Consider the following 24898-nt stretch of genomic DNA (forward strand, 5'->3'; position numbering starts at 1 on the left):
GATGGGGTGGTGGCCGGACCGACGGCGCGCGCCATCCTGGACCATATTTTTGTCCCGCAGCAGGCATCTTCGGCGGCAGCCGATGTGCCGCAGCGTGACAGCGCCGATGCCCAGTAAGCGACAGGACTTATTCCGCAGGCGCATCGTCCATAGTAATTGGTTATTTGTCCCATCGTCTTCCCGGCGGCATAGTGTTTTACCGGGAACATGACCCGGAGCGAGGAGGAAAGGTGACACGTAACCGATTACTGCTGGTCCAGACCGGCACGCCGCCGACGGCCATTCGCCAGGCGCATGGCGATCTGCCGCGCTGGTTTCGCACGCTGCTGGCGCCGTGGCAGACGCAGCTCACCACGGTGCGGGTGTTTGAAGATGAACCGCTGCCGACGCCGGATAACCAGACCATAGCGGTGCTAACCGGCTCGTGGGCGATGGTGACCGATCGTCTGGCGTGGAGCGAACGGACCGCCGACTGGATCCGGCAGGCGGTGGCTATCGACATGCCGCTGTTCGGCGTTTGCTATGGTCATCAGCTGATGGCCCATGCCCTGGGGGGCGAGGTGGCGTATCATCCTGGCGGGCGGGAAAGCGGCAGCCAAACCATTACGCTGTCGCCATGGGGTGTCGATGATCCGCTGCTGAGCGGCCTGCCGGCCACATTTCCTGCGCATCTGAGCCATTTGCAAACCGTGACTCGTCTGCCGGAAGGGGCCACGGTGCTGGCCGCGTCCTCCCACGATCCCCACCAGATTGTGCGCTATGGGCCGCACGCGGTCTCTACGCAATTTCACCCGGAATTTACCGCGCCGATAGCCCGTTCGCTGATCCGCCACCGGGAGGCGGTGCTGCAGGCGGAAGGTATTGACGCGCAGCGGTTACACGAAGAGGTGCAGGAGAGCCCGCAGGGCGCGGCGATCCTTACGCGCTTCGTCAGCGCCTTTCTGACCCCGGATGCCCCCGGCCATTAATCCCCTGTCGTGAATAGCACCTGCCAGCGGCGACGCCGGCGGGTCATTTCGCGTGCCAGATCGGCCACCTCTGCAACGCGCAGCGCGTCGACCGCCTGCGGCGTTAGCTCTGGTAAACCATACTCCTGACGCAGGGCGGACAGCGCCCGCGCCTCTGGCGGCCTGCTGGCACGGATCTGAGCGGCCAGGCGCTGCTGTAGCGGTCTGAAGGTCGCCTCATCCATGGGGGCCAGCTGGCGCAGAAAGTCTTTACCACAGCGCAGCAATTCCCCGGCGCGGCGATCCGGGGACTGGAGCGCCATCAGCAGCCCGTCGCGATCGGCGACCCGCTGATAGCGGCAGCTCACCACATAGCCAATCTGCTGCTCCACCCGCAGGTGCTGGAAAAATAGCGGCTCACAATGCTGCGCCAGCAGCCGCAGGGCCGCCAGCGAGGCGCCATCCGGCAGCGGAATAAAGACCAGCAGCGCCGTATCGCCTCCCGGATAAACCAGACGTTCGACGCCGCGGCGGCAGGGCGCCGGAGCGGGCATCGGCGGATTAACCGGGGCGGTAATCAGGCTCAGCTGACGCGCTACCCACTGCGCATCTTCTGCGCTGCCGCCGGCCAGGGCCGCCAGCCAACCTTCCTGATGCCCGGATGTACCCAGCCGTTCGGGGAGTTGAGCCATGAGATGACGGATAGCGATACTATCCGGCGGTGGGGTCAGCGAGGCGACCGGGAGCGCGAGCTGCCGCAGAATGGCCTGCAGGATCGCTTCCGGCCGTCGGCCGGGCTCCGGCAGCTGGAGGGTCAACTGCCAGCTGCCGTCGAACAGATGCCACTCGCCGTGTCCCCCGGCATGGCGCAGGGCGGCAAGCAGTGGGCGCAGCTGTTCCCCACGCGCCAGCCCCTCGGCCTGATCGGGCGAGCAGTAGAAGGGCGGTCGCAGCAGGAGCCTCGGCGGATCTCCCGGTGACGGGAGATGGAGCAGCGGCGCGGCTTTCTCCGGGCATTTGGCAACGAGATCGCCAGCGGCCTGCGGATAGAAAGCGAACGCCAGCGCCGGGTCAGACTCAGGGCGGCGGCGCCAGCGGCTAAGCGGCAGGCTAAAGCCCTGGGTGGCAACAGGCTCCCCTGGGGAAACGGTTTGACAGGCCAGGCTGACCGACGGGGCGACCTGCAGGGCGGCGCAAAAATCGGCGAACCCGGCGGGCGGCGCGCCGGGGGCAAAGCCGAATGCCCGCTGGCGCAGCTGATCGAGAGGCGACAGCGCCTGAAAGCGGCGGCGGGATAGCTGATAGTAGTGTTGCTGCTGCTCAGGCGTCGTTTGCTGGAGCGCCTGCAGCCAGTGGGTTATCTGCCGGTCGACCTCTTCCGGCCGGTCGCTGGCGAAGACCAGCGCCAGCCAGCCGAGGTGCCGATCCTGATACAGCCAGTTCAGCGCCACATCCCCGGCCAGCCGGCGCTGGCGCAGGCCGGCCATCAGGCTGCCGGGGGCTTCATCCAGCAAAAACTCGCGCAGTAACGTGACGTTGTCACTTAAAGCGATCAGCGGGCAGCGCCACAGCGCGGGCTGGTTGGAGACCGCCAGCTGCAGTGCAGTGAACTCGCCCAGGCGCAGCGGCGGCGCCGGCGGCGGAGGCTCGCCTGCGGCAAGCCCGGCGGCGAAACGGGCCGCCAGCTCGCCGAGCGCCTCCAGCGACTGCGGCCCCTGCAGCCAGAGCTGCATTCGCCGGGCGACGTAATGGGTGCGGTGAAAATCGCCTAAGGCGGCCTGCAGCGCAGCGAGATCGCCCGCCAGCGCGTCGGCGCTGCCTACCTGAAAGCGGCGAAACGCCGCGGGCGCGCTGGCGGCGTGGCGCACCGCGGCTTCCCGGCGCGATGGCTCATGCTGCTGGATCAGGCGGTACTCGGCGTCAATCACCGCCACTTCGCGCTGAATATCTTCCCTGAGCAGCAGCGGGGCCTGCAGCATCTCCTGTAGACGCGCGACACCATCAGCCAGAGCATCGGCGGCAACCTCGAAAAAGAACGCGCTATGGCGAGCCAGGGTGGTGGCATTCACGCTTCCGCCCTGGCGCTGCACCCAGCCCATCAGTCGGTCATCATCCTGGTAGCGCTCTCCGCCGTAAAACAGCAGGTGTTCCAGCAGGTGCGCCAGCCCAGGGAAGCGCGACGGTTCGTGGTGGCTGCCGGCGGCGACCCGCGCCAGGGCAGCCGCGCGATCCGCCTGCGGCTGATGGACCAGGGTGGCCTGCAGGCCGCCCGGCAAAGTGACGGTGCGGGTCGCCAGCGTCATTACAGGTCCCGGGTTTGGTAGATCAGCTGCGAGCGGGTACGGTTGCGGAACTGCAGCTGGCTGACTTTTATGTCGCTGCAGGCCGCTTCGCGCCGGGCCTCGAGGATTTTGTGATGATGCGGAGATTTGCTGCACACCGGGTCGGCGTTATCGGCGCTGCCGGTCAGCATAAAGGCCTGGCAGCGACAGCCGCCGAAGTCCTTCTCTTTTTCATCACAGGAGCGGCACGGCTCCGGCATCCAGTCATACCCGCGGTAGCGATTGAAGCCGAATGAGTCATACCAGATCGATTCCAGACTCTGCTCCAGCACCGACGGAAACGCCACCGGCAGCTGGCGCGCGCTGTGGCAAGGCAGGGCGGTGCCTTCCGGGGTGACGCTGAGGAAAATCGATCCCCAGCCGCCCATGCAGCCTTTCGGCCGCTCTTCGTAATAGTCCGGGGTGACGAACAGCAGGTTGGTGAGGTTGCCGCTGGCGGCCATTTTCTGCCGGTAGTCAGCGACCACCTGCTCGGCGCGGGCGATCTGTTCCCGGGTCGGCAGCAGCCCTTCGCGATTAAGAAACGCCCACCCGTAGAACTGGCAGGTGGCCAGCTCAACGTCATCGGCTTCCAGCTCAATGCACAGCTCGATAATTTTATCGAGCTGGTCGATGTTGTGCCGGTGGAGAACGAAGTTGAGCACCATCGGGTAGTCGCGCGCTTTCACGGCTTTGGCCATGGCCAGCTTCTGCTGGAAGGCTTTTTTGTTGCCGGCCAACGCGGCGTTGAGCACTTCATCGCTGGCCTGGAAGCTAATCTGGATATGGTCCAGCCCGGCCTCGCTGAAGGCGTCCAGTTTGCTCTCCGTCAGCCCTATCCCGGAGGTGATCAGGTTGGTATAGAACCCGAGGTCGCGCGCGGCGCGGATCAGCTCCGGCAGATCTTTACGGGTCAGCGGCTCGCCGCCGGAAAAGCCCAGCTGAACGCTGCCCATCGCCCGCGCCTGGCGAAAGACCTCGATCCATTGTTCGGTGGTCAGCTCCTTATCCTGCCGGGCGAAGTCCAGCGGATTGGAACAGTAGGGACACTGCAGCGGGCAGCGGTAGGTCAGCTCCGCCAGCAGCCACAGTGGCGGATTGACGGTGGGTTTACTCTGGCTCACGGCAGGTGATCCACTTCTGTTGACAGGCGATCTGCAGGAACTCGATGACGTCGTCATCGACGCCGCCTGCTTCCGGGAAACGTTCATTAAGCATGGCGATAATCGCCGCGACGTCGCGCCGGCCATCGACCAGCTCGAGGATCGCCGCGGCGGTCTCATTGAGTTTGGCCATACCCTCCGGATAGAGGATCACATGGCTCTCCTGGGCGGCTTCCCACTGCAGTCGGTAGCCGCGACGAAAGGCAACGATGGACGTTTTCTGCATGATTACACCAGTCGGGTCGTGTGCCAGGCCGCCTTGTCGGTGACCGTGTGATAGGGCGGGCGCTGCAGGGCATAGGCCATGGTCATGGCATCGAGCATCGACCACAGAATGTCGAGCTTAAACTGCAGGATCTCCAGCATCCGGTTCTGTTTTTCAGCGCTGTCGCAGTAGGCCTTCGCCAGCGCCAGGCCATGCTCAACGTCGCGATTGGCCTGGCTCAGACGACTGCGGAAGTAAAAGTAGCCTTCCTCTTTGATCCATGGATAGTGCTGCGGCCAGCTGTCGAGGCGCGACTGATGGATCTGCGGGGCGAACAGCTCGGTCAGGGAGCTGCAGGCCGCCTCCTGCCAGCAGGCGCGACGAGCGAAATTGAGATAGGCATCCACTGCGAAGCGCACGCCGGGCAGCACGTGACGCTCGCTGAGCAGATCGTCGCGGCTCAAACCGACCGCTTCCCCCAGCCGCAGCCAGGCTTCAATCCCGCCGTCCTCGCCGTGTCTGCCGTCGTGGTCGAGGATCCGCTGCACCCATTTGCGCCGGGTTTGCGCATCCGGGCAGTTGGCCATAATCGCCGCGTCTTTCAGCGGAATAGTGGTCTGGTAATAAAACCGGTTCGCCACCCAGCCCTGAATTTGCTCGCGGGTCGCGTCGCCGTTATGCATGGCGATGTGGTAAGGGTGGTGAATATGGTAGAAGGCGCCTTTAGCCCGCAGAGCCTCTTCAAAGGCCTGCGGCGACAGCGTGTCAGTGATCAGCATGCGGTATCCTGAAGGGTGATTGCCATCCCGTCCCAGCTCACTTCGATCCCCTGTTGCGTTAGCGCCTGGCGCTGGGGAGACTGCTCGTTAAGGATCGGGTTGGTGTTATTAATATGAATGAGAATTTTGCGTTTTGCCGGCAGAGAGGCCAGCAGGGCCATCATCCCGTGCTCGTCGCCGAGCGCCAGGTGGCCCATATCGCGCCCGGTATTGCGTCCGACGCCGGCGGCCTGCAGCTCGTCATCCTGCCAGACGGTGCCATCGATCAGCAGACAGTCCGCTTTTTGCAGCCACGGTAGCAGGGGTTCATCAGGCTCACCCAGCCCCGGGGCATAGAACAGCGTCTGCCCGTTGCGGCGGTTTTCGATAAACAGCGCCACGTTATGACCCGGCAGCGGCCGGTCGCGATACGGCGAATAGGGCGGCGCGTTGCTGGCGATAGGCACCGCGGTAAACTGCAAATCAGGACAGGCGTCAACGGTAAAAGGCTGCTGCGGAGCGATGGGATGATGCACCAGGCCGCCGTTCCAGTGCCGCAGCATGGTAAATACCGGGAAGCCGGTGGAGAGATCCTCATGAACCTCCGGGGTGCACCAGACCTGATGTGGGCAGCCTTCCCGCAGGCTCAGCAACCCGGTGGTGTGGTCGATCTGGCTGTCGGTGAGAATAATGCCGCCGATATGCGTTCCGCGCAGTACGCCGGCTTTATTTAACTCGGGGGTATGGGCAATCTGCTGGCTGATATCCGGCGAGGCGTTGCACAGCACCCACTCTTTACCGTTGTCGCTGACGATAATTGACGACTGGGTGCGGGGGGCAGCCTGAATGGTGCCATCGCGCAGACCCTGACAGTTGGCGCAGTTGCAGTTCCATTGCGGGAAACCGCCGCCGGCGGCGGAACCGAGGACTTTAATGAACATGAAGACGGACCGGGTAATGAATGAAGGTGCCCGCGCGAACGGCGGGCGGGGCGATTAACGGTTAGAAATGTACAGCGTCACTTCCAGACCGAGACGTAAATCGATAAAAGCAGGTTTCTTCCACATGTTTTGTTCCTCTTAAAAATGACTACAGGCCTCACGGATAATGGTGGATCTGTGACGGCTGCCGCATATTGCGCTTCACCGGGAGAGAGATCAACCCGGAATCTGTAAGGAATTAACTTTATGTTTACAATATAACCTATTGTTGCCAAACATTTTTTAATACCCGTAGCCAGTTACGCCACAGCAGCTTATCCAGCACCAATTGATCATAGCCGCTAGCGCGCAACGTATTGATAAGCCGCGGTAAGCCGGCCACATCGCCCAGCTCGTCCGGCAGGGTGATGCCGTCAAAATCCGAGCCAAGGGCCACATGATCCTCACCCATTATGTTAATAAGATAGTCGATATGCCGGACAATGGTGGTTAAGGGCGTGTCGCTATCGCGCCGGCCGTCGGCGCGCAGGAAAGCATTGCCGAAATTGACGCCCACCACGCCGCCGCTGTCGCGGATCGCCCGCAGTTGCTGGTCGGTCAGATTGCGCGGCTGCGGGCACAGGGCGTGGGCATTGGAGTGGGTGGCCACCAGCGGTGACGTTGAGTGATGGGCGGTATCCCAGAACGCTTTTTCATTCATATGAGACACGTCCATCTGCATCTTCAAGGCATTGGCCTGCTTAATCAGATCGATACCTGCCGATGTCAGTCCAGGCCCAGTGTCCGGGCTACCGGGAAACGAACCGTTAACGCCGCTGCCGAAGCGGTTCGCAATATTCCAGAACGGACCAATGCTGCGGACCCCGGCGGCATAAAAGGCCTGCAGGTCGCGGCCCTCGCCATCAAAACCTCCGGCACCCTCAATATGCGCCACCATCGCCAGTACCTTATCCTCGCGGCAGCGCTCGATATCCGCCGCGCTCAGACACAATCTCAAGCGTCCAGCGGAGTGCGCGATAAGTTGCTTCAGGATGGCCAGTTGCTGCCAGAGGATATCGATCGGATCCCATCGTTGGCTGGCGTATTGCGGCGTCATACGGGCAATATATTCCTGCGGTGGCACGAATAGCGCGAATAGCCCGCCGGCAAATCCGCCTTGCAGCATGCGCGGATAGTCGAGATGGCCGTTCTCTATCCCGGCAAAGAAGGCGCTCACCGGATCCTCGCGATGGTGAAGCCAGAGATTCAGCAGCAGGTCATTGTGACCATCAAAAATCGCCATAGCGGGTTCCTGCGTTCTTAAGTGGTGAAAAATGCCTGCCACGGTAACGGATTTATCTCCCGGGGCAAGCATAAATTCACATGCCCGCAACAATTGCCAACCTCGACTTTGTATCACACTGTATCTCGCGGCGCAGCGCTGACATTAAGAGATAAAAATGGCCCCGGTCGGGCACATGGCGGATACAAATTTCCGCTTTACTGGTCACGTACTCTCTTGATGACGATAAAAGGTGAGAAAACGATGAACAGATTATCCCTGATCCGCTATACCAGCGCCGTGGCGCTGGGGTTATCCACCCTGTGGTCCGCCGCCGTTTGCGCCGCTGAAGACGCGGGGACGTTCGACAAGATCCAGCAGATCCGCGCCGGCGACCTGAATATTGGCTACGTGGATATCGGCCCGCGCGACGGCCAGCCGGTGATCCTGCTGCACGGCTGGCCCTACGATATTCAGAGCTATGCCCAGGTGGCGCCGGCTCTAGCGCAGAAGGGTTACAGGGTGATCGTGCCGTATCTTCGCGGCTACGGCACGACCCGTTTCCTCTCCGCCAGCACGCCGCGTAACGGTCAGCCGTCGGCGATGGCGGCCGATATTGTCCATCTGATGGACGCCCTCAACATCAGGCAGGCGGATCTGGCCGGTTTTGACTGGGGCGCGCGCACGGCGGATATCGTCGCCGCGCTGTGGCCGCAGCGGGTGAAATCCCTGGTCTCGGTGAGCGGGTATCTGATCAGCAGTCAGCAGATTGGCGAAAAACCGCTGCCGCCGCAGGCTGAGCTGTCGTGGTGGTATCAATTCTATTTTGCCACCCCGCGTGGGGAGGCCGGTTACCGGCAAAACACCCACGACTTTGCGAAATTTATCTGGCATCAGGCGTCGCCGCAGTGGCAATTCAGCGACGCGACCTTTGCCAAAACCGCCCGGGCTCTGGATAACCCGGACCATGTGGCGATCACCATCAGCAACTACCGCTGGCGCCTGGGGCTGGAGAAAGGGGAAGCGAAGTATGCCGGCTATGAACAACGGCTGGCGGCGCTACCGCCGATAACCGTGCCCACCATCACCCTGGAAGGGGCGAATAACGGCGCGCCGCATCCGGCTCCCGCCAGCTACCGTGCCAAATTTACCGGTAAATATGAGCACCGGGATCTGCCGGGAGCGGTGGGCCATAACCCGCCGCAGGAGGATCCGACGGCGTTTGTGCAGGCGGTGGTGGACGCCGATCGTTTGTAACCCGCGCCTTGCCGGCGGCGCGACGTTGCGCTTCCGGCAACACGGCTTATGCTTGTGAAGAGTTTATTTTGCCCCAGGAGCAGCCTTTGGAGCGTATTGACCACATCCTGGTCGTCGACGACGACCGCGACATCCGGGAACTGATTGTCGACTATCTGGAAAAATCGGGATATCGCGCCAGCGGCGCGGCGAACGGCAAAGCCATGTGGTCGGTACTCAAAAACCATCAAATTGACCTGATTGTGCTGGATATTATGATGCCGGGCGAGGATGGCTTAACGCTCTGTCGCCAGCTGCGCGCTAACCAGCAGCAGGATATCCCGGTGCTGATGCTCACCGCCCGCACCGATGACAGCGACCGGATCCTCGGCCTGGAAATGGGGGCTGACGATTATCTGATTAAGCCCTTTGTGGCCCGCGAACTGCTGGCGCGCATCAAAGCCATTTTACGCCGCACCCGGGCGCTGCCGCCGAACCTGCAGATCACCGAGGCGGGCAGGCTGATCGCCTTTGGCGACTGGCTGCTCGACACTGCCGCTCGCCATTTGCTGGACGACAGCGGGGCCATCGTCGCCCTCAGCGGGGCGGAGTATCGGCTGCTGCGGGTGTTTCTCGACCATCCCCAGCGGGTGCTGAACCGCGATCAGCTGCTCAATCTGACCCAGGGACGCGACGCGGAACTGTTTGAGCGGTCAATTGACCTGCTGGTGAGCCGACTGCGCCAGCGGCTACGGGAGGATGCTCGCGAGCCGGCCTACATTAAAACGGTGCGCAGCGAAGGCTATGTGCTGTCGGTGCCGGTCTCCATTCGCGAGAGGCATGAATGAGGTTCTGGCCCGCCTCGCTGCAGTCGAGGCTGATGGCGCTGCTGTTTCTGGCGCTGCTGCTGGCGAATACCTTAACCCTGTCGCTGCTGTTTTATGAGCGTATGAGCAGCGCTCGCAGCGTGATGCTGGGCAATCTGGCTTCCGATGTCGCCACCAGCGTGGCGATCCTTGACCGCCTGCCGGCCGCTGAGCGCCCACAATGGCTGCCCAAGCTGGCGCGCGGCAATTATCGCTATCTGCTGGACGCCGGGGAGCGCGGCGATTACCCGGACAGCTGGCGCGCCCGGGACGCAGCGCGCTCCCTGCAGGAGGCGCTGAGCGCGCAGTATCCGGTAAGTATTGTGGCGATCCCCGGCCCGCGGCAGCATATTCAGGCCCATATTACCCTTCACGACGGCGCGCCGTTGACCCTCGACCTGTGGCCGAAACTACCGGCCATCGCCCGCTGGCTGCCGGTGGTGCTGATCGCTCAGTTTGTCCTCCTGCTGGCCTGCGCCTGGTACGCGGTTCGCCAGGTATTGCTGCCCATCTCCCGCTTTACCCACGCGGTAAATGCCCTGGAGCCGGCCAGCGACACGGCGGGAACTATGGCCGAGCAGGGGCCGGAGGAGGTGCGTCGCGCCGCTCGCGCGTTTAACGCGATGCAGGCGCGCATCCACGATCATCTGCAGGAGCGAGCGCGGATCCTTGCCGCCATCTCCCACGATCTGCAAACCCCGATAACCCGAATGAAGCTGCGGGTGGAGATGGCCGACCAGCCGGAACTGCGCGATAAGCTACTGCAGGATCTCGACAATATGACCCGTCTGGTGCGGGAGGGCATCGCCTTCGCCCGCACCTCGCAGCCGCTGGAGGAGGCGCGACAGCGGCTGAATCTCGATGCGTTTCTCGACACCATCGTCTGCGATTATGCCGATGTCGGCCGGCCGGTCCAGTTTTGTCCCGAAGAGACCGCCGGGGTGGTGTGGATCCCGCCGCAGGCTCTGCGCCGGGTGATGACCAATCTTATCGATAACGCCTTGAAATTCGGTACGACGGCCACGGTAACCCTGACCCGTGACGCCGTGGGGGATATCACCCTTCATGTGCTGGATGAGGGGCCGGGGATCCCCGAGGCCTCGCTGCAGGCGGTGCTGCAGCCGTTTTATCGCCTGGAGGACTCGCGCAATCGCGATACCGGCGGCACCGGCCTGGGGCTGGCGATCGCCGCGCAGCTGGTCAGCCAGATGGACGGCGCGCTGCGCCTGGCCAACCGCCCGCAGGGCGGCCTGGACGCCAGCGTTCGCCTTGCCGCGGCGGGATTGTATCCTGATGTATCTCCGGGAAAGACGGATAACTAAGCCGACAGTTCTCCCCCTTTCCCGACACATTCGCCTTACATGGCCTTGCTGTAATGTCGTGGCTGCCACTCTCGGCAGCGACGGCATAATGAGGAGAAGGCGATGTCGATATTAATTGCATTTTTGGGCGGAATGTTAACCCTGCTGAGCCCCTGTACGCTGCCGGTGATCCCGCTGCTGTTCGCCAGCGTCCGGGGCCGCCGGGGGCAGCTGGCGATCATGCTGGCAGGAATGGCGCTGATGTTCGGCGCTGTCTCCTGGCTGGTGACGGTCGCCAGCGGCTGGGTGGTGAATCTGACCCTCGCAGGCCGCGGTCTGGCGCTGGCGTTCTTCGCCCTGGTCGGGCTGAGTCTGCTTTCGCAACGCGTCGCGCAACGGCTGACCTCACCCCTGGTAGCGTTGGGGAATCAGCTTAACGATGCCAGTTCACGCCAGCGCGGCTGGATCGGTTCTCTGCTGGCCGGGCTGGCGGTGGGCCTGCTGTGGGCGCCGTGCGCCGGGCCGGTATTGGGGGCGATACTTAGCCTGGGCTTTGTGCATCCGGGGCAGGCGACTACCGGCGGCTTGCTGCTGGCCTACGGCAGCGGCGGGGCGCTGATGTTATTCCTGCTGGGGTGGTGCGGGGCGGCGTTGATCGCCAGATTGCGTCGCGGACAGGCGTTCGGCGAACGGCTGCGCCGGTTGGCAGGGGGGGCGATGCTGGCCTCGGTGGCGCTGATCGCCAGCGGCGGCGATCGCTATCTGCAAAGCGCTGGTGGACTGAGCCAGGCGCTGGAGCAGCGGCTGGCCGCCCGTCTGCCGCAGCCGGAGCAAAAGACCAGCCTCCAGCCGATCGCCGCGCCGCAGCCCAGCAGCGCGATGCCCTCTCTGGCGGGGGGCAGCGCATGGATCAACAGCCCGGCGTTAACTCCGGAGCGTCTGAAGGGCAAAGTGGTGCTGGTGGATTTCTGGACCCGGGAGTGTATCAACTGTCAGCATACCCTGCCTTACGTGCGCGACTGGGCGAACAAATACCGCGCGGCGGGCCTTGTGGTGATTGGCGTTCATACCCCGGAATATCCCTGGGAGCGTTCGTTGCCCCTGCTGCGCCAGGCGGTGAAGGACTGGCGGATAACCTACCCGGTGGTGGCGGATAATGAGTACGCCATCTGGAACGCCTTCGGCAATCAGTACTGGCCGGCGCATTACATTTTCGACGCTCGCGGACAGCTGCGTTATACCGCATTCGGCGAAGGGGATTATGCCCGCCAGGAGCAGGTGATCCAGCAGCTGCTGCAGGAGAGCAAAGCCTGACCCGCGGCGCAGGCGTCTGGCGGACGGAACCCTCCAGCCCTTATACCTGATGCCGGGCGGCGCTGCGCTTGCCCGGCCTACAGGAGCGCGCAGGGAGAATGTAGGCCCGGTAAGGCGCAGCCGCCACCGGGCATTGAAGCGGGAGAGGCGCAGAATGCCCATTGTCGGTGGCTGCCGGGCGGTTCCCTTCATCCCTTGTGCCCATTGCCGGGCGGCGCTGCGCTTGCCCGGCCTACAGGAGCGTGCAGGGAGAATGTAGGCCCGGTAAGGCGCAGCCGCCACCGGGCATTGAAGCGGGAGAGGCGCAGAATGTCCATTGCCGGTGACTGCCGGACGGATCCGTTCATCTCTTGTGCCTGTTGCCGGGCGGCGCTGCGCTTACCCGGCCTACATGAGCGCGCAGGGAGAATGTAGGCCCGGTAAGGCGTAGCCGCCACCGGGCATTGAAGCGGGAATGGCGCAGAATGCCCATTGTCGGTGGCTGCCGAACGGTTCCCTTTATCTCTTGTGCCCATCGCCGGGCGGCGCTGCGCTTGCCCGGCCTACATGAGCGCGCAGGGAGAGTGTAGGCCCGGTAAGGCGCAGCCGCCACCGGGCATTGAAGCGGGAGAGGCGCTGGATGTCTATTGCCGGTGACTGCCGGACGGATCCGTTCATCTCTTGTGCCCATTGCCGGGCGGCGCTGCGCTTGCCCGGCCTACACGAGCGCGCAGGGATGGCGTGACAGTGTCACCTGTCGAGCCATCCCTGCAGGGCCTCGGTCATCAGTTCGCCGAGCAGCGCCACGGCGGCGGAATGCGATTCCTCACGCGGGGTTTGTCGCAGGCTGATGGCCAGACTTCCTGGCGCTGGCAGGAGTCCTCCTGCGGGGCGCAGGTTGCCTGGCATGCCGATGCGGGTGCGTATCGTCAGGCCCAGCCCGGCCTGCACCGCCGCCCAAATGCCGCTCAGGCTGTGGCTGACGAACACCACCTGCCAGGGGATCCCCGCGGCATCGAGACAGGCAATGGCGCGGGAGCGCATCAGGCACGGGCTGTCGAACATCACCAGCGGCAGCGGCTCGCCGGAGACCAGCAAAGCGCGAATATCCAGGTCAGGATGCGCAATCCACGCCAGCGGGCAGAGGCCCAGCCCGGAACCCTGATCTTCGTTTTGCCACAGCAGCGCCAGATCCAGCGCCTCTTCCGCCAGCGCCTGGTGCAGCGGACCATTGCGATCCACCCTGGCGACTATCCGCACCTGCGGATGATGCCGTTTAAATTGCCCGAGGATCCCCGGCATCAGCGATTCGCCAAAATCTTCCTGCATACCAAGGTGGATCTCGCCGGTGAGCCGCTCACCCTGCAGCGCGCGCAGGGTTTCATCATTGAGCGCCAGCAGGCGTCTGGCGTAGCTCATCAGCTTTTCGCCTTCCGCGGTGAGCACCAGATGCCGCCCCTGTTTGGTCACCAGCGCCGCACCGCACTGGCTCTCCAGCTTTTTAAGCTGGGCGCTGACCGCGGAGGTGGAACGCGACAGGCGCAGCGCTGCCTGGGCGAAACTGCCGCACTCCATGCCGGTCACAAAGCTGCGCAGGGCGTCGAGATCCAGCCCTGGTAAGCGTTTCTCCATCATCATCCCCATTTTCAGGACGTTTATCCTGAACGTTGTTATTTTCGGGATAGTACTGTGGCATCGCGAGGGGCAGGGGTCAACGGGCCCTGCGAAGAGAGCATTAGCGGTGCGGAAAGAAATAAAAAAAGCCGATAAGGACATTATCGGCTTATTGCAGGCAAGGCTGACAGCGGGGCGGCAGGCGCCGCCTCGCTAAGGCAGGTTATTGCGCCAGCAGCTCCTGAGCGGTGCGCTCCACCAGGTTCAGCAGAACCTTCACGTCATCCAGCGTCACCACCGGGTTCAGCAGGGTCAGCTTCAGGCAGGTAACGCCGTTGTGCTCGGTTACGCCGACGTTAGCGCGGCCGGAGGCCAGCAGGGCGTCGCCGACGCGCTGGTTGAGCAGCGCGATAGCCGCCGCGTCGCTCCCGGCCATCTGCGCCGGACGGGAACGGAACAGCACGCTCGCCAGCTGCGGCTGCATCACCAGCTCCAGCGTCGGCTGCGACTTCACGTACTCCGCCACGTTTTTCGCCATCGTGACGCCGTGATCGATGATCGCCGCATACTGTTTCTGGCCCAGCGCTTCCAGACCCATCCACAGCTTCAGCGCATCGAAGCGACGGGTGGTCTGCAGCGACTTAGACACCAGGTTCGGTACGCCGTGTTCTTCATCGAACTCGGAGTTCAGATAGGCCGCCTGATAACGCATCAGCTCGTAATGGCGCGCGTCCTTCAGCAGGAATGCGCCGCAGCTGATGGTCTGGAAGAACTGCTTATGGAAGTCTAGGGTAACGGAATCCACCAGCTCCAGACCGTCAAGGTAGTCACGATACTGCTCAGACAGCAGCAGCGCGCCGCCCCAGGCTGCGTCAACGTGCAGCCAGATCTGATGTTCCGCAGCGATACCGGCGATGTCGCGCAGCGGGTCGATAGCGCCTGCGTCGGTGGTGCCGGCGGTGGCCACGATCGCCATGATCTGCTCGCCGTTAGCCTGCGCTTGCGCAATCTTCGCCTGCAGGTCGGACACGTCCATCCGCGCGAATTCGTCGGTTTTCACCAGCGTTACCGAGCGGTAGCCGAGGCCCATCAGCGCCATGTTCTTCTGCACCGAGAAGTGGGCGTTTTCCGAGCACAAGACTTTGTACTTGCGGATATCCCCCGGCAGCCCATCCTGCTGGATGGAGTGGCCCTGACGGGCGAAGAAGGCGTCGCGCGCCAGCATCAGGCCCATCAGGTTGCTCTGGGTGCCGCCGCTGGTGAAGACGCCGGCGTCGCCCGCCGGAAAACCGACCCGGGCGCGCAGCCATTCGATCAGCTTCATCTCGATAATGGTTGCCGACGGGCTCTGATCCCAGGAGTCCATGCTCTGGTTGGTGGCGTTAATCAGCACTTCCGCCGCCTGGCTAATCACCAGGCTCGGGCAGTGCAGGTGCGCCACGCACTGCGGGTGATGCACCGACAGGCTGTCTTTCAGGAAGTACTCGATCGCACGATCAATCGCCGCCTGGTTACCCAAACCCTGTTCGTTAAATTCAAGGGAGATACGCTCACGCAGCTCGTCAACGCTTTTCCCCTGATACATCTCAGGTTGCTTCAGCCACTGCACAACGGCCTGGCTGGTCTGCTCGATAACCTGCTGATAGGCTTCAACGCTCTGCGCTGAGCCAGCAAGAATCGGATTCAATGTGGACATGGCGGTCACTTACTCCACTCAGACCGGTTTTACGCCGGCGGCCAGCAGGGCCTGTTCAAATTTGTCGAGGAACACGTCCAGCTCCGCGTCGCTGATCAGCAGGGACGGCAGCAGGCGCAGCACGCAGCCGTGACGACCGCCACGCTCGAGGATCAGGCCCGCTTCGAAGCATTTCTTCTGCAGCAGGGCAGAGAGTTCGCCGTCAGCCGGGTAGCAGCCCATGTGATCCTGCGCTTCGTTCGGCTTGACGATTTCGATACCGATCATCAGACCGAGACCGCGAACGTGGCCAATCACCGGGTAGCGTTTCTGCAGCTCGGCCAGTTTACCTTTCAGCCACTCGCCCTGGGCGGCGACTTTGTCGGCGATCTTGTTGTCGCGCAGATGACGCAGGGTGGTCAGGCCGGTGGCCATCGCCAGCTGGTTGCCGCGGAAGGTGCCGGTGTGGTGACCCGGTTCCCAGGCGTCGAACTGCTTTTTAATGCCCAGCACCGCCAGCGGCAGCCCGCCGCCAACCGCTTTCGACATCACGATGATGTCCGGCTGAATACCGGCGTGCTCGAAGGCGAAGAATTTACCGGTACGGGCAAAGCCGGCCTGCACTTCATCGACGATCAGCAGAATGCCGTGCTCTTCGGTCACTTTGCGGATGCGCTGCAGCCACTCGACAGGCGCCGGGTTCACACCGCCTTCGCCCTGCACGGCTTCAAGGATCACCGCCGCCGGTTTACGGACGCCGCTCTCCACGTCGTTGATCAGGTTTTCGAAGTAGTAGGTCAGGGCTTTCACGCCGGCTTCGCCGCCGATGCCCAGCGGGCAACGATACAGGTGCGGGTAAGGCATGAACTGGACTTCCGGCATCATGCCGTTAACCGCCGCTTTCGGCGACAGGTTGCCGGTAACGGACAGCGCGCCGTGGGTCATCCCGTGATAGCCGCCGGAGAAGCTGATCACCGCGGTACGACCGGTGTATTTTTTCGCCAGCTTCAGCGCGGCTTCCACGGCGTCAGCGCCGGACGGGCCGGTGAACTGCAGGCAATATTCTTTCCCTTCGCCCGGCAGGCAAGAGAGCAGGTATTCGGAGAAGCGATCTTTTAACGGGGTGGTAAGATCGAGAGTATGTAACGGCAAGCCGCTGGTAATGACACTTTGGATGCTCTGCAATACATCAGGGTGGTTGTGGCCCAGAGCGAGAGTACCGGCGCCCGCGAGGCAGTCCAGGTACTGTTTGTTATCCGCATCCGTCAGCCACACGCCTTCGGCTTTAGTGATAGCCAGCGGCAGCTTACGCGGGTAACTCCTGACATTCGATTCGAATTCGGCCTGACGGGCCAAAAAGGTTTCGTTGTTTGCGTCTAATAAATCGGCACGTAAAGTATCAATACGGACTTTATCCGTCATCATATCACTCCCACAACCAGCATTGCGGTTGAACGCTGGTTGAATAATTGGTGTAAGAAATTGAATTGGCATTCATAAAGCGCGCACAATATATGGCTTTTTAAATCCGCATTCAACGTTTTATTGATTGCGCTATTTTGACGTTATTCTTACCAGGGGCAAAATTAACGTAACTCGCTGAATTATAATAGAACAACGCTCTGTCACTATAACCCTTTAAAGTGTAATTATTAGTGAGAAAGTCTCTATATTTTTATTGCCGCTACGTTAAAGCGCTGACGGAATGCCTTCCGTCAGCGATAGCAAGACTCAATGCAGTTGCACCGCATAATTTGTTAAAGGTGTAACTTTTTTCACCAACTTATTGTTATATAAAAACTGTTCGTAAGTCTCGTAGCGCGCTTTATCCAGCGCTGCCGGATCGGTGGCGAACAGGGGCACGGTTTGCAACCACGCCTGGTGGTTGAGTTCGGTCCTAAGCTCCGGGTGGGCGGCGGCGAACGCCTCCCAGCTCTTCTGCGGATGGGCGCGCAGATAGCCCACTCCCGCCTGCAGGGCGGTGAGGAATTTACGGATCTTCGCCTCATGAATTGCGTCGCGATGGGCGACAATCACCAGCTCGTCATAGGCCGGCACGCCGTAATCTTCGACGTTCATCACCACCGGCGTTTTGCCCTGCAGCTTCAGCTCCTGCGCTTCTATATTACGATAGCCGCCGATAACCGCGTCCACCTGGCCGGCCAGCAGGGCGCTGGTCAGCTGGAAATTGACGTTCACCAGTTTGATGCTGGCCGGATCGATCCCTGCATGTTGCGCCATGGTCGCCAGGGTGGCCTGCTCAATTCCGCTGACCGAGTAGCCCACCTTCTTGCCTTGTAGATCTGCCGGGGTTTTGATCTGCTTATCCAGGGCGATAACCGTATTCAGCGGCGAATTAATCAGAGTCCCTACACGCACCAGCGGTAACCCTTCGTCAGCAAAGAAGTGCACCTGCGGCTGGTAGGTGATGGCCAGATCCGCTTGACGGGCGGCCACCATGCGCGGAGGCAGCGCGGGATCGGAAGGGGGGATAATCCTGACGTCCAGCCCCTGGGCCTTAAAGGCGCCGATCTGCTCGGCCACCATAATTGGCGCATGGTCGGGATTAATGTACCAGTCCAGCACCAGCGTCAGCGGTTCATTAGCCAGCGCGTGGCCGCTGAACAGGGCGGTCAAGGTTGCCCCGGCGAATAGCGACTTTTTCATCTGTTTTCCTTTATTACGTCATTCTTATTCCGGCGACCAGTCGATCAGCCGGTGTAGCAGGGTATCTACCGCCAGCCACAGCAGGAGGGTCAGTAGTACTAAAATAAACAGCGCGGCGAAGCAGATATCGGTTTGCAGTCGCGCATTGGCGTTGAGCATGACGTAGCCCAGCCCCTCGGCGGAGCCGATCCATTCGCCGATGATCGCGCCAATGGGCGCCACCGCCGCCGCCATGCGCAGGCCCGAGCCCAGCGCCGGCAGGGCGGCCATCAGGCGGACATGTCGCAGTTGAGCGCCGAAGGAGGCATTCATGCTGCGCGCCAGATCGAGATACTCCTGGTTGACCCGCCGCAAGCCATCAAAGAAGGCGGAAGTCACCGGAAAGAAAATCACCAGCACCGCCATCGCCACTTTGGCGCTCATGCCAAAGCCCAGCCACAGCACCAGCAGCGGGGCGAGGGCAAAGACCGGGATCGCCTGACTGGTGAGCACCAGCGGCATCAGCCAGCGCTGCAGACGGGGGGAGAGGATCATGCCCAGCGCCAGGGTGACGCCGAGCGTCACGCCCAGCGCCAGGCCGCTCAGGATCTCACTGAGCGTGATAAGCGTATGCCAGCCGAGATAGGCGCGATTAACCCATAGCGCCTCGGCGACCGCCAGCGGGGACGGTAAAAGAAAATGGGGAATGCCGCTGCGGCTGGCCAGACCCCAGAGGAGCATCAGCCCGCCGAATACCATGCCGCCGCGCCAGAGACGTCCAGTCATGGTTGGGCCCTCATCAGCTGCTGCAGCAGGGCGGCCTGGCCGATCAGGAGATCGGGCGCGTCCGGCGCGCGCGGAGGTGTGCCGGCGAGGTGATGGCTATCATCAATGTCGCCGTCGGCCGCCGAGAGGACCAGCAGGCGGTGGCTCAACCGGCAGGCCTCCTGCGGATCGTGGGTGATAAGCACCACCGTGCGACCGGCCAGCAGGGTGGCCGCCAGGGTCTGAATGCGCGTACGGGTGAGGGTATCCAGCGCCGAGAAAGGCTCATCCATCAGCACGATGGGGCGATCCTCATACAGCGTGCGCGCCAGCGCGGCGCGCTGACGCATGCCGCCGGAGAGAGTCGCCGGGCGGGCGTCGGCGCAGGATGAAAGCTCAACCTGTTCAAGCAGGGCGGCGACCCGGGCACGATCGACTTTTTCACCGCGCAGCCGCGCGCCGAGGGCGACGTTGTCCCTAACGCTCAGCCAGGGGTAGAGCAGATCTTTCTGCCCCATCCACGCCAGACGGCCCTGAATCGGTTGCCCATCGCTGGCGACCACTTCTCCGCGGGTGGCGGGCGCCAGACCGGCCATCACCCGCAGCAGGCTGGTTTTGCCGGCGCCGCTGGCGCCGAGCAGCGACACCCACTGCCCGCCGGGGACCGTAAACGACAGGTTGTCGAACAGCCGACGGTCGCCGACATGCAGGCTCAGGCCACGGACCTCGATACCCGGCGCCGTCACGCCCGGGTCTCCGCCGCGGCGTTGAGGCCCATCTGCCAGAACTGCGCCTCAAGGCGGGTGGCGGTGGTGAAAATCTCGCTCAGCTCAGTGATTCGCGCCTCGCTCCCGCGCTGCTGCCACACCGTTTCCAACAGCGCCAGCGCGGCGCTGACGCCCTGCAGATAGCCTTCATCGCCATAGTTGCGGATCCATGAGGCGTAGGGGTTATCGTCCAGTCGGGTGGCGGGATGTTGCAGCAGGCCGAGACCGATTTCGGCGTAGCCCGCGACGCAGGGCATCAGGGCGACCAGCAGATCCAGCGCGTCACCCGAGTGGCCAATATCCAGCACATAGCGGGTATAGTTGAGGGTTTCGGGGGCTTCAGGTTGGGCGGCCATCTCCGGTTCGCTAATCCCCCACTGGGCACAGTAGCCGACGTGCAGCGGCAGTTCGTTGAGGATGGCATTCATCGAGGCGGCCGCGGCCCGCATCTCCGGCAGCGTGCGCAGTTTACTCACCAGCAGCGCGTAGCTGCGGGCAAAGTGAATCAGAAACAGATAATCCTGGGTCAGATAGCGACGAAAGGCGTTTTCCGCCAGCGTCCCAGAGGCAAGTTGCTGGACGAAAGGATGCGCCACATAGCGCTGCCAGTCAGCGGCGGCCAGCTGGCGTAAACGGCCGTAAAGACCTTGGCTAAAAGCGGGAACGATCACAGGACCTCCATTTATTCAGGGGAGATCCGGGCGTGCAGGGGTGTGAACAGGCAATGGCGGTAATGCTGGCAAAATTGCCGACCCGTCCCTTCGCTGGCATGACCCAGATCAGGTTCAAAGGGTTCGGCTTGCGCCATCTCAGCCCTCACGGGACACCCCTCGGTAGCGCTATGTTATACGACATTCACCTTTTGAATACAATCACCGCGCCACCTTGCCGCAGGATGATGGTAATGGGGGATAGCCAGCGCTTTTCCGCGCAAGAACTACTAACCACCGGGCCGCGACGAACGGAAGAGCGGCTTTTACGCGCGCAATAGTTTCGTTGTCGGCGCTGAATACCGTTTTTAACTAAAACCGCAGGCGCTATCTGCCGGTAAGATGCGCGCACTTTTATTGCTGTGGAGAGGCTGTTGATGCGTAAAGCCTTCTGGCTATTATTCGCGCTGGCGCTGCCGGCGCTGGCGCAGGATCCGGTGCTACCCGCCGTGACGGCGATCCATACGGCGCCCACCCTCGGTGAGCTGCCGCCGCCGGAGTCGCTGCGACCGTGCTGCGCTTTTGGTTACGACCTGCACGTGCGCGCGGCGGGCATTCCGATCCCGATGTACCAGATCGGTAATGTGTTGACTCTGGGTACGCTGGGTAAGCACCATTACAACGACAGCGCGTTCGGTGCGGTGAAAAATCTGCTGGGGCTCAGCGAGGAGCAGAACGGGCTTATCTATACCCGCCGCGGCGGGTTTATTGATATCGCCCATGTGCGCGATACGGCGGACAACACCTTTTATCTGTTCAATCGTATTGCGCCGACGCTGGGTCAGGCGGGGCGGATCTTCTACAGTGAAGAACTGGGCGTGCGCCGCGTGCAGCTGAATGCCTTTACGCCGCCGGCGGGCGTCAGGCAGCGCTATCAGCTGGCGGCCTGGCTCGCCGGGCATCTGGCCTTCGAAATCGCCCAGTGGCATGAGATCGCCCAGTGGTATGGCTTCCAGTCGGTCCCCGGGTTTTCCGAAGAGATTTCCGCTTTTTCGCCCGAGGATCTCTACTCCAATTTACTGGGCGCGAGGCTGGCGATTAATATCATCCTCAGCGGCCACGGCGGTTCGCTGGAGGATTATAACCAGGCCATGGATGCGGCGCTGAAACAAGTGCTGACCCGGCTGCTGGTGGCGACGCGCGGTGAGACGGAAGCGATGTTTCAGCAGATCGACGGCGACTGGTGGAACAGTCACCGGCGGGTGCCGGATAAGTTTCTGGTACTGAAGCGTAACTACGATCTACAGGAAAACCGGCTGCCGACGCCGGTCCCATTCGAAACCATGCCGCCGTATCGCCTGACCATGCCGGAGCAGGTCGGGGGATTCCGCTTACGCGACCTCGGCGAACTGCAGATCTATCCAGGGCACGATATGCAGGCATTGCCGGTTCCCGCGCAATACTATGGCGCCGGAGCGTTCCAGGGGCTGGCGGACCGCGCCCATGAGGCGGATAAAACCCAGCTGGCGCGGACAGAAAAATAGCCGTAAAGGCTCAGGACGAACGCCCTGAGCCGGCGAGTTAGCGGAAGTCGACCCAGCAGGCACCGTTGTCGGCAGAACGCACGCAGTTTTCCACCCAGCGGACGCCGAACGCCCCGGCGCGGGCGTCCGGGTACCAGAAGTCGGCCAGCAGCGCCTCGTCGCGACGGTCGGCGGCATCCATGGCGATGGCGAAGCGGCGATAGAGATTCGACCATGCCTCAAACAGTCCCTCGGGATGGCCGCCGCCGATGCGATCATCCTGACGCGCCAGCGGATCGAGATAGTCCATACCGCGCTCGAGGATGCGCACGGGTTCGCCCTGGATTTCGTAGCGTAGCTGGTTGGGCTGTTCATCCCACCATTCGAGACTGGCTTTTTCACCGATGATTCGCACCTTTTGCCCGTGCATCGAACCGCAGTTGACGGCGGAGCTCCACAGTGAGCCGATGGCCCCGTTGTCATATTCCATCAGTACATGGGCGTTATCTTCCAACGGTGCGCGGCTTTTGACGAAGCTTTGTCTGGCGCACATCAGCCGGGTGATCTTCAGCTGCGGGGCCATGGTTTCGACCAGAAACAGCGGATGGGTGGCCAGGTCGCCCAGCACATAGCTGGGGCCGACGAAGCGGGGATCGACCCGCCAGCGGGTACTGGCGTTTTCCTGTTCCACCGGCTGGGCGTGAAAACCGTGGGCAAACTGCATATTAACGATACGGATATCGCCCAGCAGCCCGTCGGCGATCATCTGCCGGGCCTGCAGGATCAGCTGGTGGCCGGCATAGCCGTAGGTCACCCCGATGATCTTGCGCCGCCGCTGGCTGAGCGCCACCAGCTCGTCAGCTTCCTCGCTGCTGAAGCACAGCGGCTTTTCGCACACCACGTGCAGCCCGGCCTCCAGCGCGGCCCGACAGATGGCATAGTGGGTGTTATTTGGCGTGGCAACTGACACCGCCTGAATGCCGTCAGGCCGGGCAGCCTCGCTGCGGAACAGGCTTTGATAGTCGGCGTAACAGCGGTCGGGATCCACCCCCAGCCGTTGGCCGAACTGGCGTCCGCGCTCGGCATCAATATCAAAGGCGCCGGCCAGCAGCGTGAAGGTGTTATCGCGCAGCGCTGCAGAGCGGTGAATATAGCCGATCTGGCTGCTGCCGCCGCCGCCGACCATGCCCCAGCGCAGGGTGCGGTCGAGAGGTTTTAAACCGTTAATCATGTCGTGCCTCCTGTCAGAATCCGACGTCGCGCAGATAGCGCAGACTTTCCGTGACCGCCTGCAGGCTGCCTGCGGCATGGCGCGGGTCGCGCTCTTGTTCAATGGTTATCCAGCCCTGATACCCCCGGCGGGCAAGAAAGTCTTGGATAGCCGGATAGTCAATGGCGCCGCTGCCGAGCGGGCACATCACCCCTTCGGCGCAGGCAGTGAAGAAGTCGATACCTTCATGGATAGCGCGCTGATAAACCTGCGGGTCGACATCCTTGAAGTGCAGATAGTCCAGGCGGTGGTAATAGCGATCCAGCCAGTCGAGCGGATCCATCCCGGCGTAATAGAGATGTCCGGTGTCCAGACACAACCCGGCGACGTCGTGCGGGATATCGTTGGCCAGCCGCTCGATCTCATCCGCGAATTCAATGCTGCCCCCGGCGTGCGGATGGATAACCGCCCGCACACCGTACTCCTGCCAGGCGAGGGTGCTAAGGGCGATAATGTGCTCCATCATGCGCTGCCAGTCTTTGTCATTGAGGCGCGGAGCCAGCGCGCCGCGCCCGGCAAAGCGCGCCCGTTCGGGGTTGCCGAAGTCGATAATCACCAGATAGGGCGGCTGGAAAGGGCGGCCCGGGATCGGTTCGGCAGCGGCTACCTGCGACAGATTGCGGCAGATTTGATGGGTCAGCGCCACCAGGGTGGGGAAATGGGCCTCGCTCACCAGATCGTCAAAGATCGTGCCGGCGACCAGCGACAGCTGATGCTGCTCCAGCGCCGCGCGCAGGCTGGCCGGATCGGTGGGGAGATAACCCCAGGGGCCGAGCTCAATGCTGCGATAGCCAGCCTGCGCCGCCTCCTTAAGCACGGTAGCCCAGGCAGGGAGGTTAGGGTTTTTCGGGTCATCGACGCCCCAGCTGCAGGGGGCGTTAGCGATAGGATGTATCATGTCGGCTTCCTTTTTCATACAAGGGATGCCGCTGAGTATTGAATAAAGATTTCATTGTCAACAATGATGGAATTTTGATTTTATGATAATCATCATGATTTTAATTGATGGATATTTTGATAATTTTTTATCAAGTCGAGAGGTGGCGCGGTCCGCCCGATAACCATCTCCGCTGGAGACGGAGCCGGAAATTTACATATTTTCTTTGGTGATGATATCGAAAGGCTGAGGGAGTGAAATCACCTCGCTATGGGGGCGTGAAGCGGCGTCCGCCATGGCGCGCAGCGTAACGGCGGCAAACTCATCCAGCCGGTGGTTAAGCATGATGTCGATGGTGCCATCGATCAGGGCCAGTTCACTGTCGCTGAGCGGACCGTGGCAGACCAGAGCGATCTCCTGCTGACGGCCGCTGTCGCGCAGCGCGTCGACGATCCCTTCGACGCCGCCGCAGGGGGCGTAGATCGCCTGCAGGGCCGGGTACTGAGTCAGCATCTGTTCCGTCACGGTCCTGGCGATATCCGCCCGTTCATGACTGCGAACCGGCTCAAGGATCTGTTGCCCCTTGCCCTGTTCTCGCAGGCAGGAGCGAAAGCTGATCTCACAGCTTTCCTGGCAGGTAAAACGATTATCGCCAATGATAATGCCAATTTCGCCATTCCCCCGGCATAAGCGCTCGATAAACCAGGCGGCGGTGCGCCCGGCTTTATGATTATCGAGGCCGATATACCCGCTGCGCTGGGGGACCGACAGATCGGAAAGCAGGGTGAACACCCGCACGCCGCGGGCGGCGGCCCGGGC

General features: G+C 62.3%; 23 protein-coding genes, 1 pseudogene and 1 riboswitch. Of the genes and pseudogenes, 7 read left to right on the top strand and 17 right to left on the bottom strand.

The annotated features are described in order from the left end of the window. The first annotated feature begins 230 nt into the window (after window positions 1–230). On the top strand, window positions 231–968 hold the full coding sequence (locus KHQ23_RS16515) for a glutamine amidotransferase (protein WP_032417152.1): 738 nt from the start codon (window positions 231–233) through the stop codon (window positions 966–968). Here the strand turns inward: KHQ23_RS16515 and pqqF are convergent. The 7 genes from pqqF to KHQ23_RS16550 form a co-directional block, all read right to left on the bottom strand. Further along, window positions 965–3250 carry a pyrroloquinoline quinone biosynthesis protein PqqF gene (gene pqqF / locus KHQ23_RS16520; protein ID WP_032434596.1) on the bottom strand — a complete coding sequence of 762 codons (2286 nt, stop codon included), beginning with the start codon at window positions 3248–3250 and terminating at the stop codon, window positions 965–967. The two genes, KHQ23_RS16515 and pqqF, sit on opposite strands and share 4 nt — an antisense overlap. Continuing rightward, window positions 3250–4392 (bottom strand): pyrroloquinoline quinone biosynthesis protein PqqE, encoded by a 1143-nt coding sequence (gene pqqE / locus KHQ23_RS16525; RefSeq protein ID WP_004184158.1) that lies wholly within the window; start codon window positions 4390–4392, stop codon window positions 3250–3252. The genes pqqF and pqqE overlap by 1 nt, the downstream gene beginning before the upstream one ends. Continuing rightward, window positions 4379–4657 (bottom strand): pyrroloquinoline quinone biosynthesis peptide chaperone PqqD, encoded by a 279-nt coding sequence (pqqD, locus tag KHQ23_RS16530; RefSeq protein WP_004143686.1) that lies wholly within the window; start codon window positions 4655–4657, stop codon window positions 4379–4381. Before pqqD ends, pqqE begins: the two co-directional genes overlap by 14 nt. A gap of 2 nt (window positions 4658–4659) precedes the next feature. Then, window positions 4660–5415, bottom strand: a complete 756-nt coding sequence (gene pqqC, locus KHQ23_RS16535; RefSeq protein WP_032434594.1) for a pyrroloquinoline-quinone synthase PqqC — start codon at window positions 5413–5415, stop codon at window positions 4660–4662. Then, window positions 5409–6335 (bottom strand): pyrroloquinoline quinone biosynthesis protein PqqB, encoded by a 927-nt coding sequence (pqqB, locus tag KHQ23_RS16540; RefSeq protein ID WP_032434592.1) that lies wholly within the window; start codon window positions 6333–6335, stop codon window positions 5409–5411. Before pqqB ends, pqqC begins: the two co-directional genes overlap by 7 nt. A 54-nt stretch (window positions 6336–6389) precedes the next feature. Next, window positions 6390–6461, bottom strand: coding sequence for a pyrroloquinoline quinone precursor peptide PqqA (gene pqqA / locus KHQ23_RS16545; RefSeq protein WP_002905689.1), 72 nt, complete (start codon window positions 6459–6461; stop codon window positions 6390–6392). A 136-nt stretch (window positions 6462–6597) separates the two neighbouring features. Continuing rightward, on the bottom strand, window positions 6598–7617 hold the full coding sequence (locus tag KHQ23_RS16550; protein ID WP_032434590.1) for a dipeptidase: 1020 nt from the start codon (window positions 7615–7617) through the stop codon (window positions 6598–6600). A gap of 243 nt (window positions 7618–7860) precedes the next feature. Between KHQ23_RS16550 and KHQ23_RS16555 the strand changes: the two genes are divergently transcribed. The 4 genes from KHQ23_RS16555 (at window position 7861) to KHQ23_RS16570 (ending at window position 12313) form a co-directional block, all read left to right on the top strand. Then, window positions 7861–8853, top strand: coding sequence for an alpha/beta fold hydrolase (locus KHQ23_RS16555; RefSeq protein WP_032434588.1), 993 nt, complete (start codon window positions 7861–7863; stop codon window positions 8851–8853). 86 nt (window positions 8854–8939) lie between these two features. Beyond that, window positions 8940–9680 carry a response regulator gene (locus KHQ23_RS16560; RefSeq protein ID WP_047681409.1) on the top strand — a complete coding sequence of 247 codons (741 nt, stop codon included), beginning with the start codon at window positions 8940–8942 and terminating at the stop codon, window positions 9678–9680. Next, window positions 9677–11020: an ATP-binding protein gene (locus tag KHQ23_RS16565; RefSeq protein WP_038992540.1), complete on the top strand. Its 1344-nt coding sequence runs from the start codon at window positions 9677–9679 to the stop codon at window positions 11018–11020. The genes KHQ23_RS16560 and KHQ23_RS16565 overlap by 4 nt, the downstream gene beginning before the upstream one ends. 102 nt (window positions 11021–11122) lie before the next feature. Then, window positions 11123–12313: a cytochrome c biogenesis protein/redoxin gene (locus KHQ23_RS16570; protein ID WP_004184155.1), complete on the top strand. Its 1191-nt coding sequence runs from the start codon at window positions 11123–11125 to the stop codon at window positions 12311–12313. A 729-nt stretch (window positions 12314–13042) separates the two neighbouring features. On the opposite strand, the gene KHQ23_RS16575 is transcribed toward KHQ23_RS16570, so the two are convergent. The 7 genes from KHQ23_RS16575 to tenA form a co-directional block, all read right to left on the bottom strand. After that, on the bottom strand, window positions 13043–13936 hold the full coding sequence (locus KHQ23_RS16575) for a LysR substrate-binding domain-containing protein (RefSeq protein ID WP_004189944.1): 894 nt from the start codon (window positions 13934–13936) through the stop codon (window positions 13043–13045). A gap of 193 nt (window positions 13937–14129) precedes the next feature. Further along, window positions 14130–15611 (bottom strand): aspartate aminotransferase family protein, encoded by a 1482-nt coding sequence (locus KHQ23_RS16580; protein ID WP_004217942.1) that lies wholly within the window; start codon window positions 15609–15611, stop codon window positions 14130–14132. 9 nt (window positions 15612–15620) lie between these two features. After that, on the bottom strand, window positions 15621–17006 hold the full coding sequence (locus KHQ23_RS16585; protein WP_002905540.1) for a diaminobutyrate--2-oxoglutarate transaminase: 1386 nt from the start codon (window positions 17004–17006) through the stop codon (window positions 15621–15623). A 306-nt stretch (window positions 17007–17312) separates the two neighbouring features. Further along, window positions 17313–18248, bottom strand: coding sequence for an ABC transporter substrate-binding protein (locus KHQ23_RS16590; RefSeq protein WP_004176075.1), 936 nt, complete (start codon window positions 18246–18248; stop codon window positions 17313–17315). 24 nt (window positions 18249–18272) lie between these two features. Further along, window positions 18273–19013, bottom strand: coding sequence for an ABC transporter permease (locus KHQ23_RS16595; RefSeq protein WP_032434580.1), 741 nt, complete (start codon window positions 19011–19013; stop codon window positions 18273–18275). Next, window positions 19010–19738 (bottom strand): ABC transporter ATP-binding protein, encoded by a 729-nt coding sequence (locus KHQ23_RS16600; protein WP_004180001.1) that lies wholly within the window; start codon window positions 19736–19738, stop codon window positions 19010–19012. The genes KHQ23_RS16595 and KHQ23_RS16600 overlap by 4 nt, the downstream gene beginning before the upstream one ends. After that, window positions 19735–20430, bottom strand: a complete 696-nt coding sequence (gene tenA, locus KHQ23_RS16605; protein ID WP_004189951.1) for a thiaminase II — start codon at window positions 20428–20430, stop codon at window positions 19735–19737. Before tenA ends, KHQ23_RS16600 begins: the two co-directional genes overlap by 4 nt. A gap of 68 nt (window positions 20431–20498) precedes the next feature. After that, window positions 20499–20600, bottom strand: a riboswitch (TPP riboswitch). Between tenA and KHQ23_RS26635 the strand changes: the two are divergent. Both KHQ23_RS26635 and KHQ23_RS16615 read left to right on the top strand, forming a co-directional pair. Further along, window positions 20601–20781: pseudogene (locus tag KHQ23_RS26635) on the top strand (hypothetical protein). A 65-nt stretch (window positions 20782–20846) separates the two neighbouring features. Then, complete coding sequence (locus KHQ23_RS16615) at window positions 20847–21953, top strand: DUF4056 domain-containing protein (RefSeq protein ID WP_004189956.1); 1107 nt, start codon at window positions 20847–20849, stop codon at window positions 21951–21953. Window positions 21954–21990: 37 nt separating this feature from the next. Here KHQ23_RS16615 and KHQ23_RS16620 read toward each other — a convergent pair whose 3' ends face one another. From KHQ23_RS16620 to KHQ23_RS16630, 3 genes are all read right to left on the bottom strand, one after another. Further along, complete coding sequence (locus KHQ23_RS16620; protein WP_009307818.1) at window positions 21991–23163, bottom strand: Gfo/Idh/MocA family protein; 1173 nt, start codon at window positions 23161–23163, stop codon at window positions 21991–21993. Between the two features lie 13 nt (window positions 23164–23176). Continuing rightward, window positions 23177–24100: a TIM barrel protein gene (locus tag KHQ23_RS16625; protein ID WP_023286468.1), complete on the bottom strand. Its 924-nt coding sequence runs from the start codon at window positions 24098–24100 to the stop codon at window positions 23177–23179. A 192-nt stretch (window positions 24101–24292) separates the two neighbouring features. Further along, on the bottom strand, window positions 24293–24898 hold a 606-nt coding region (locus tag KHQ23_RS16630; RefSeq protein WP_211777053.1), incomplete at its 5' end, for a substrate-binding domain-containing protein.

Origin of the sequence: Klebsiella sp. 64, from assembly GCF_018223915.1 — a bacterium.
In the GTDB taxonomy this organism is placed as follows: domain Bacteria; phylum Pseudomonadota; class Gammaproteobacteria; order Enterobacterales; family Enterobacteriaceae; genus Klebsiella; species Klebsiella pneumoniae.

Excerpts from the sequence above, each read along its gene's own strand:
- pqqF (WP_032434596.1), bottom strand. The coding sequence starts at position 3,250 with ATGACGCTGGCGACCCGCACCGTCACTTTGCCGGGCGGCCTGCAGGCC.
- pqqD (WP_004143686.1), bottom strand. The coding sequence starts at position 4,657 with ATGCAGAAAACGTCCATCGTTGCCTTTCGTCGCGGCTACCGACTGCAG.
- pqqC (WP_032434594.1), bottom strand. The coding sequence starts at position 5,415 with ATGCTGATCACTGACACGCTGTCGCCGCAGGCCTTTGAAGAGGCTCTG.
- pqqB (WP_032434592.1), bottom strand. The coding sequence starts at position 6,335 with ATGTTCATTAAAGTCCTCGGTTCCGCCGCCGGCGGCGGTTTCCCGCAA.
- KHQ23_RS16550 (WP_032434590.1), bottom strand. The coding sequence starts at position 7,617 with ATGGCGATTTTTGATGGTCACAATGACCTGCTGCTGAATCTCTGGCTT.
- KHQ23_RS16555 (WP_032434588.1), top strand. The coding sequence starts at position 7,861 with ATGAACAGATTATCCCTGATCCGCTATACCAGCGCCGTGGCGCTGGGG.
- KHQ23_RS16565 (WP_038992540.1), top strand. The coding sequence starts at position 9,677 with ATGAGGTTCTGGCCCGCCTCGCTGCAGTCGAGGCTGATGGCGCTGCTG.
- KHQ23_RS16570 (WP_004184155.1), top strand. The coding sequence starts at position 11,123 with ATGTCGATATTAATTGCATTTTTGGGCGGAATGTTAACCCTGCTGAGC.
- KHQ23_RS16575 (WP_004189944.1), bottom strand. The coding sequence starts at position 13,936 with ATGGGGATGATGATGGAGAAACGCTTACCAGGGCTGGATCTCGACGCC.
- KHQ23_RS16585 (WP_002905540.1), bottom strand. The coding sequence starts at position 17,006 with ATGATGACGGATAAAGTCCGTATTGATACTTTACGTGCCGATTTATTA.
- KHQ23_RS16590 (WP_004176075.1), bottom strand. The coding sequence starts at position 18,248 with ATGAAAAAGTCGCTATTCGCCGGGGCAACCTTGACCGCCCTGTTCAGC.
- KHQ23_RS16595 (WP_032434580.1), bottom strand. The coding sequence starts at position 19,013 with ATGACTGGACGTCTCTGGCGCGGCGGCATGGTATTCGGCGGGCTGATG.
- KHQ23_RS16615 (WP_004189956.1), top strand. The coding sequence starts at position 20,847 with ATGCGTAAAGCCTTCTGGCTATTATTCGCGCTGGCGCTGCCGGCGCTG.
- KHQ23_RS16620 (WP_009307818.1), bottom strand. The coding sequence starts at position 23,163 with ATGATTAACGGTTTAAAACCTCTCGACCGCACCCTGCGCTGGGGCATG.
- KHQ23_RS16625 (WP_023286468.1), bottom strand. The coding sequence starts at position 24,100 with ATGATACATCCTATCGCTAACGCCCCCTGCAGCTGGGGCGTCGATGAC.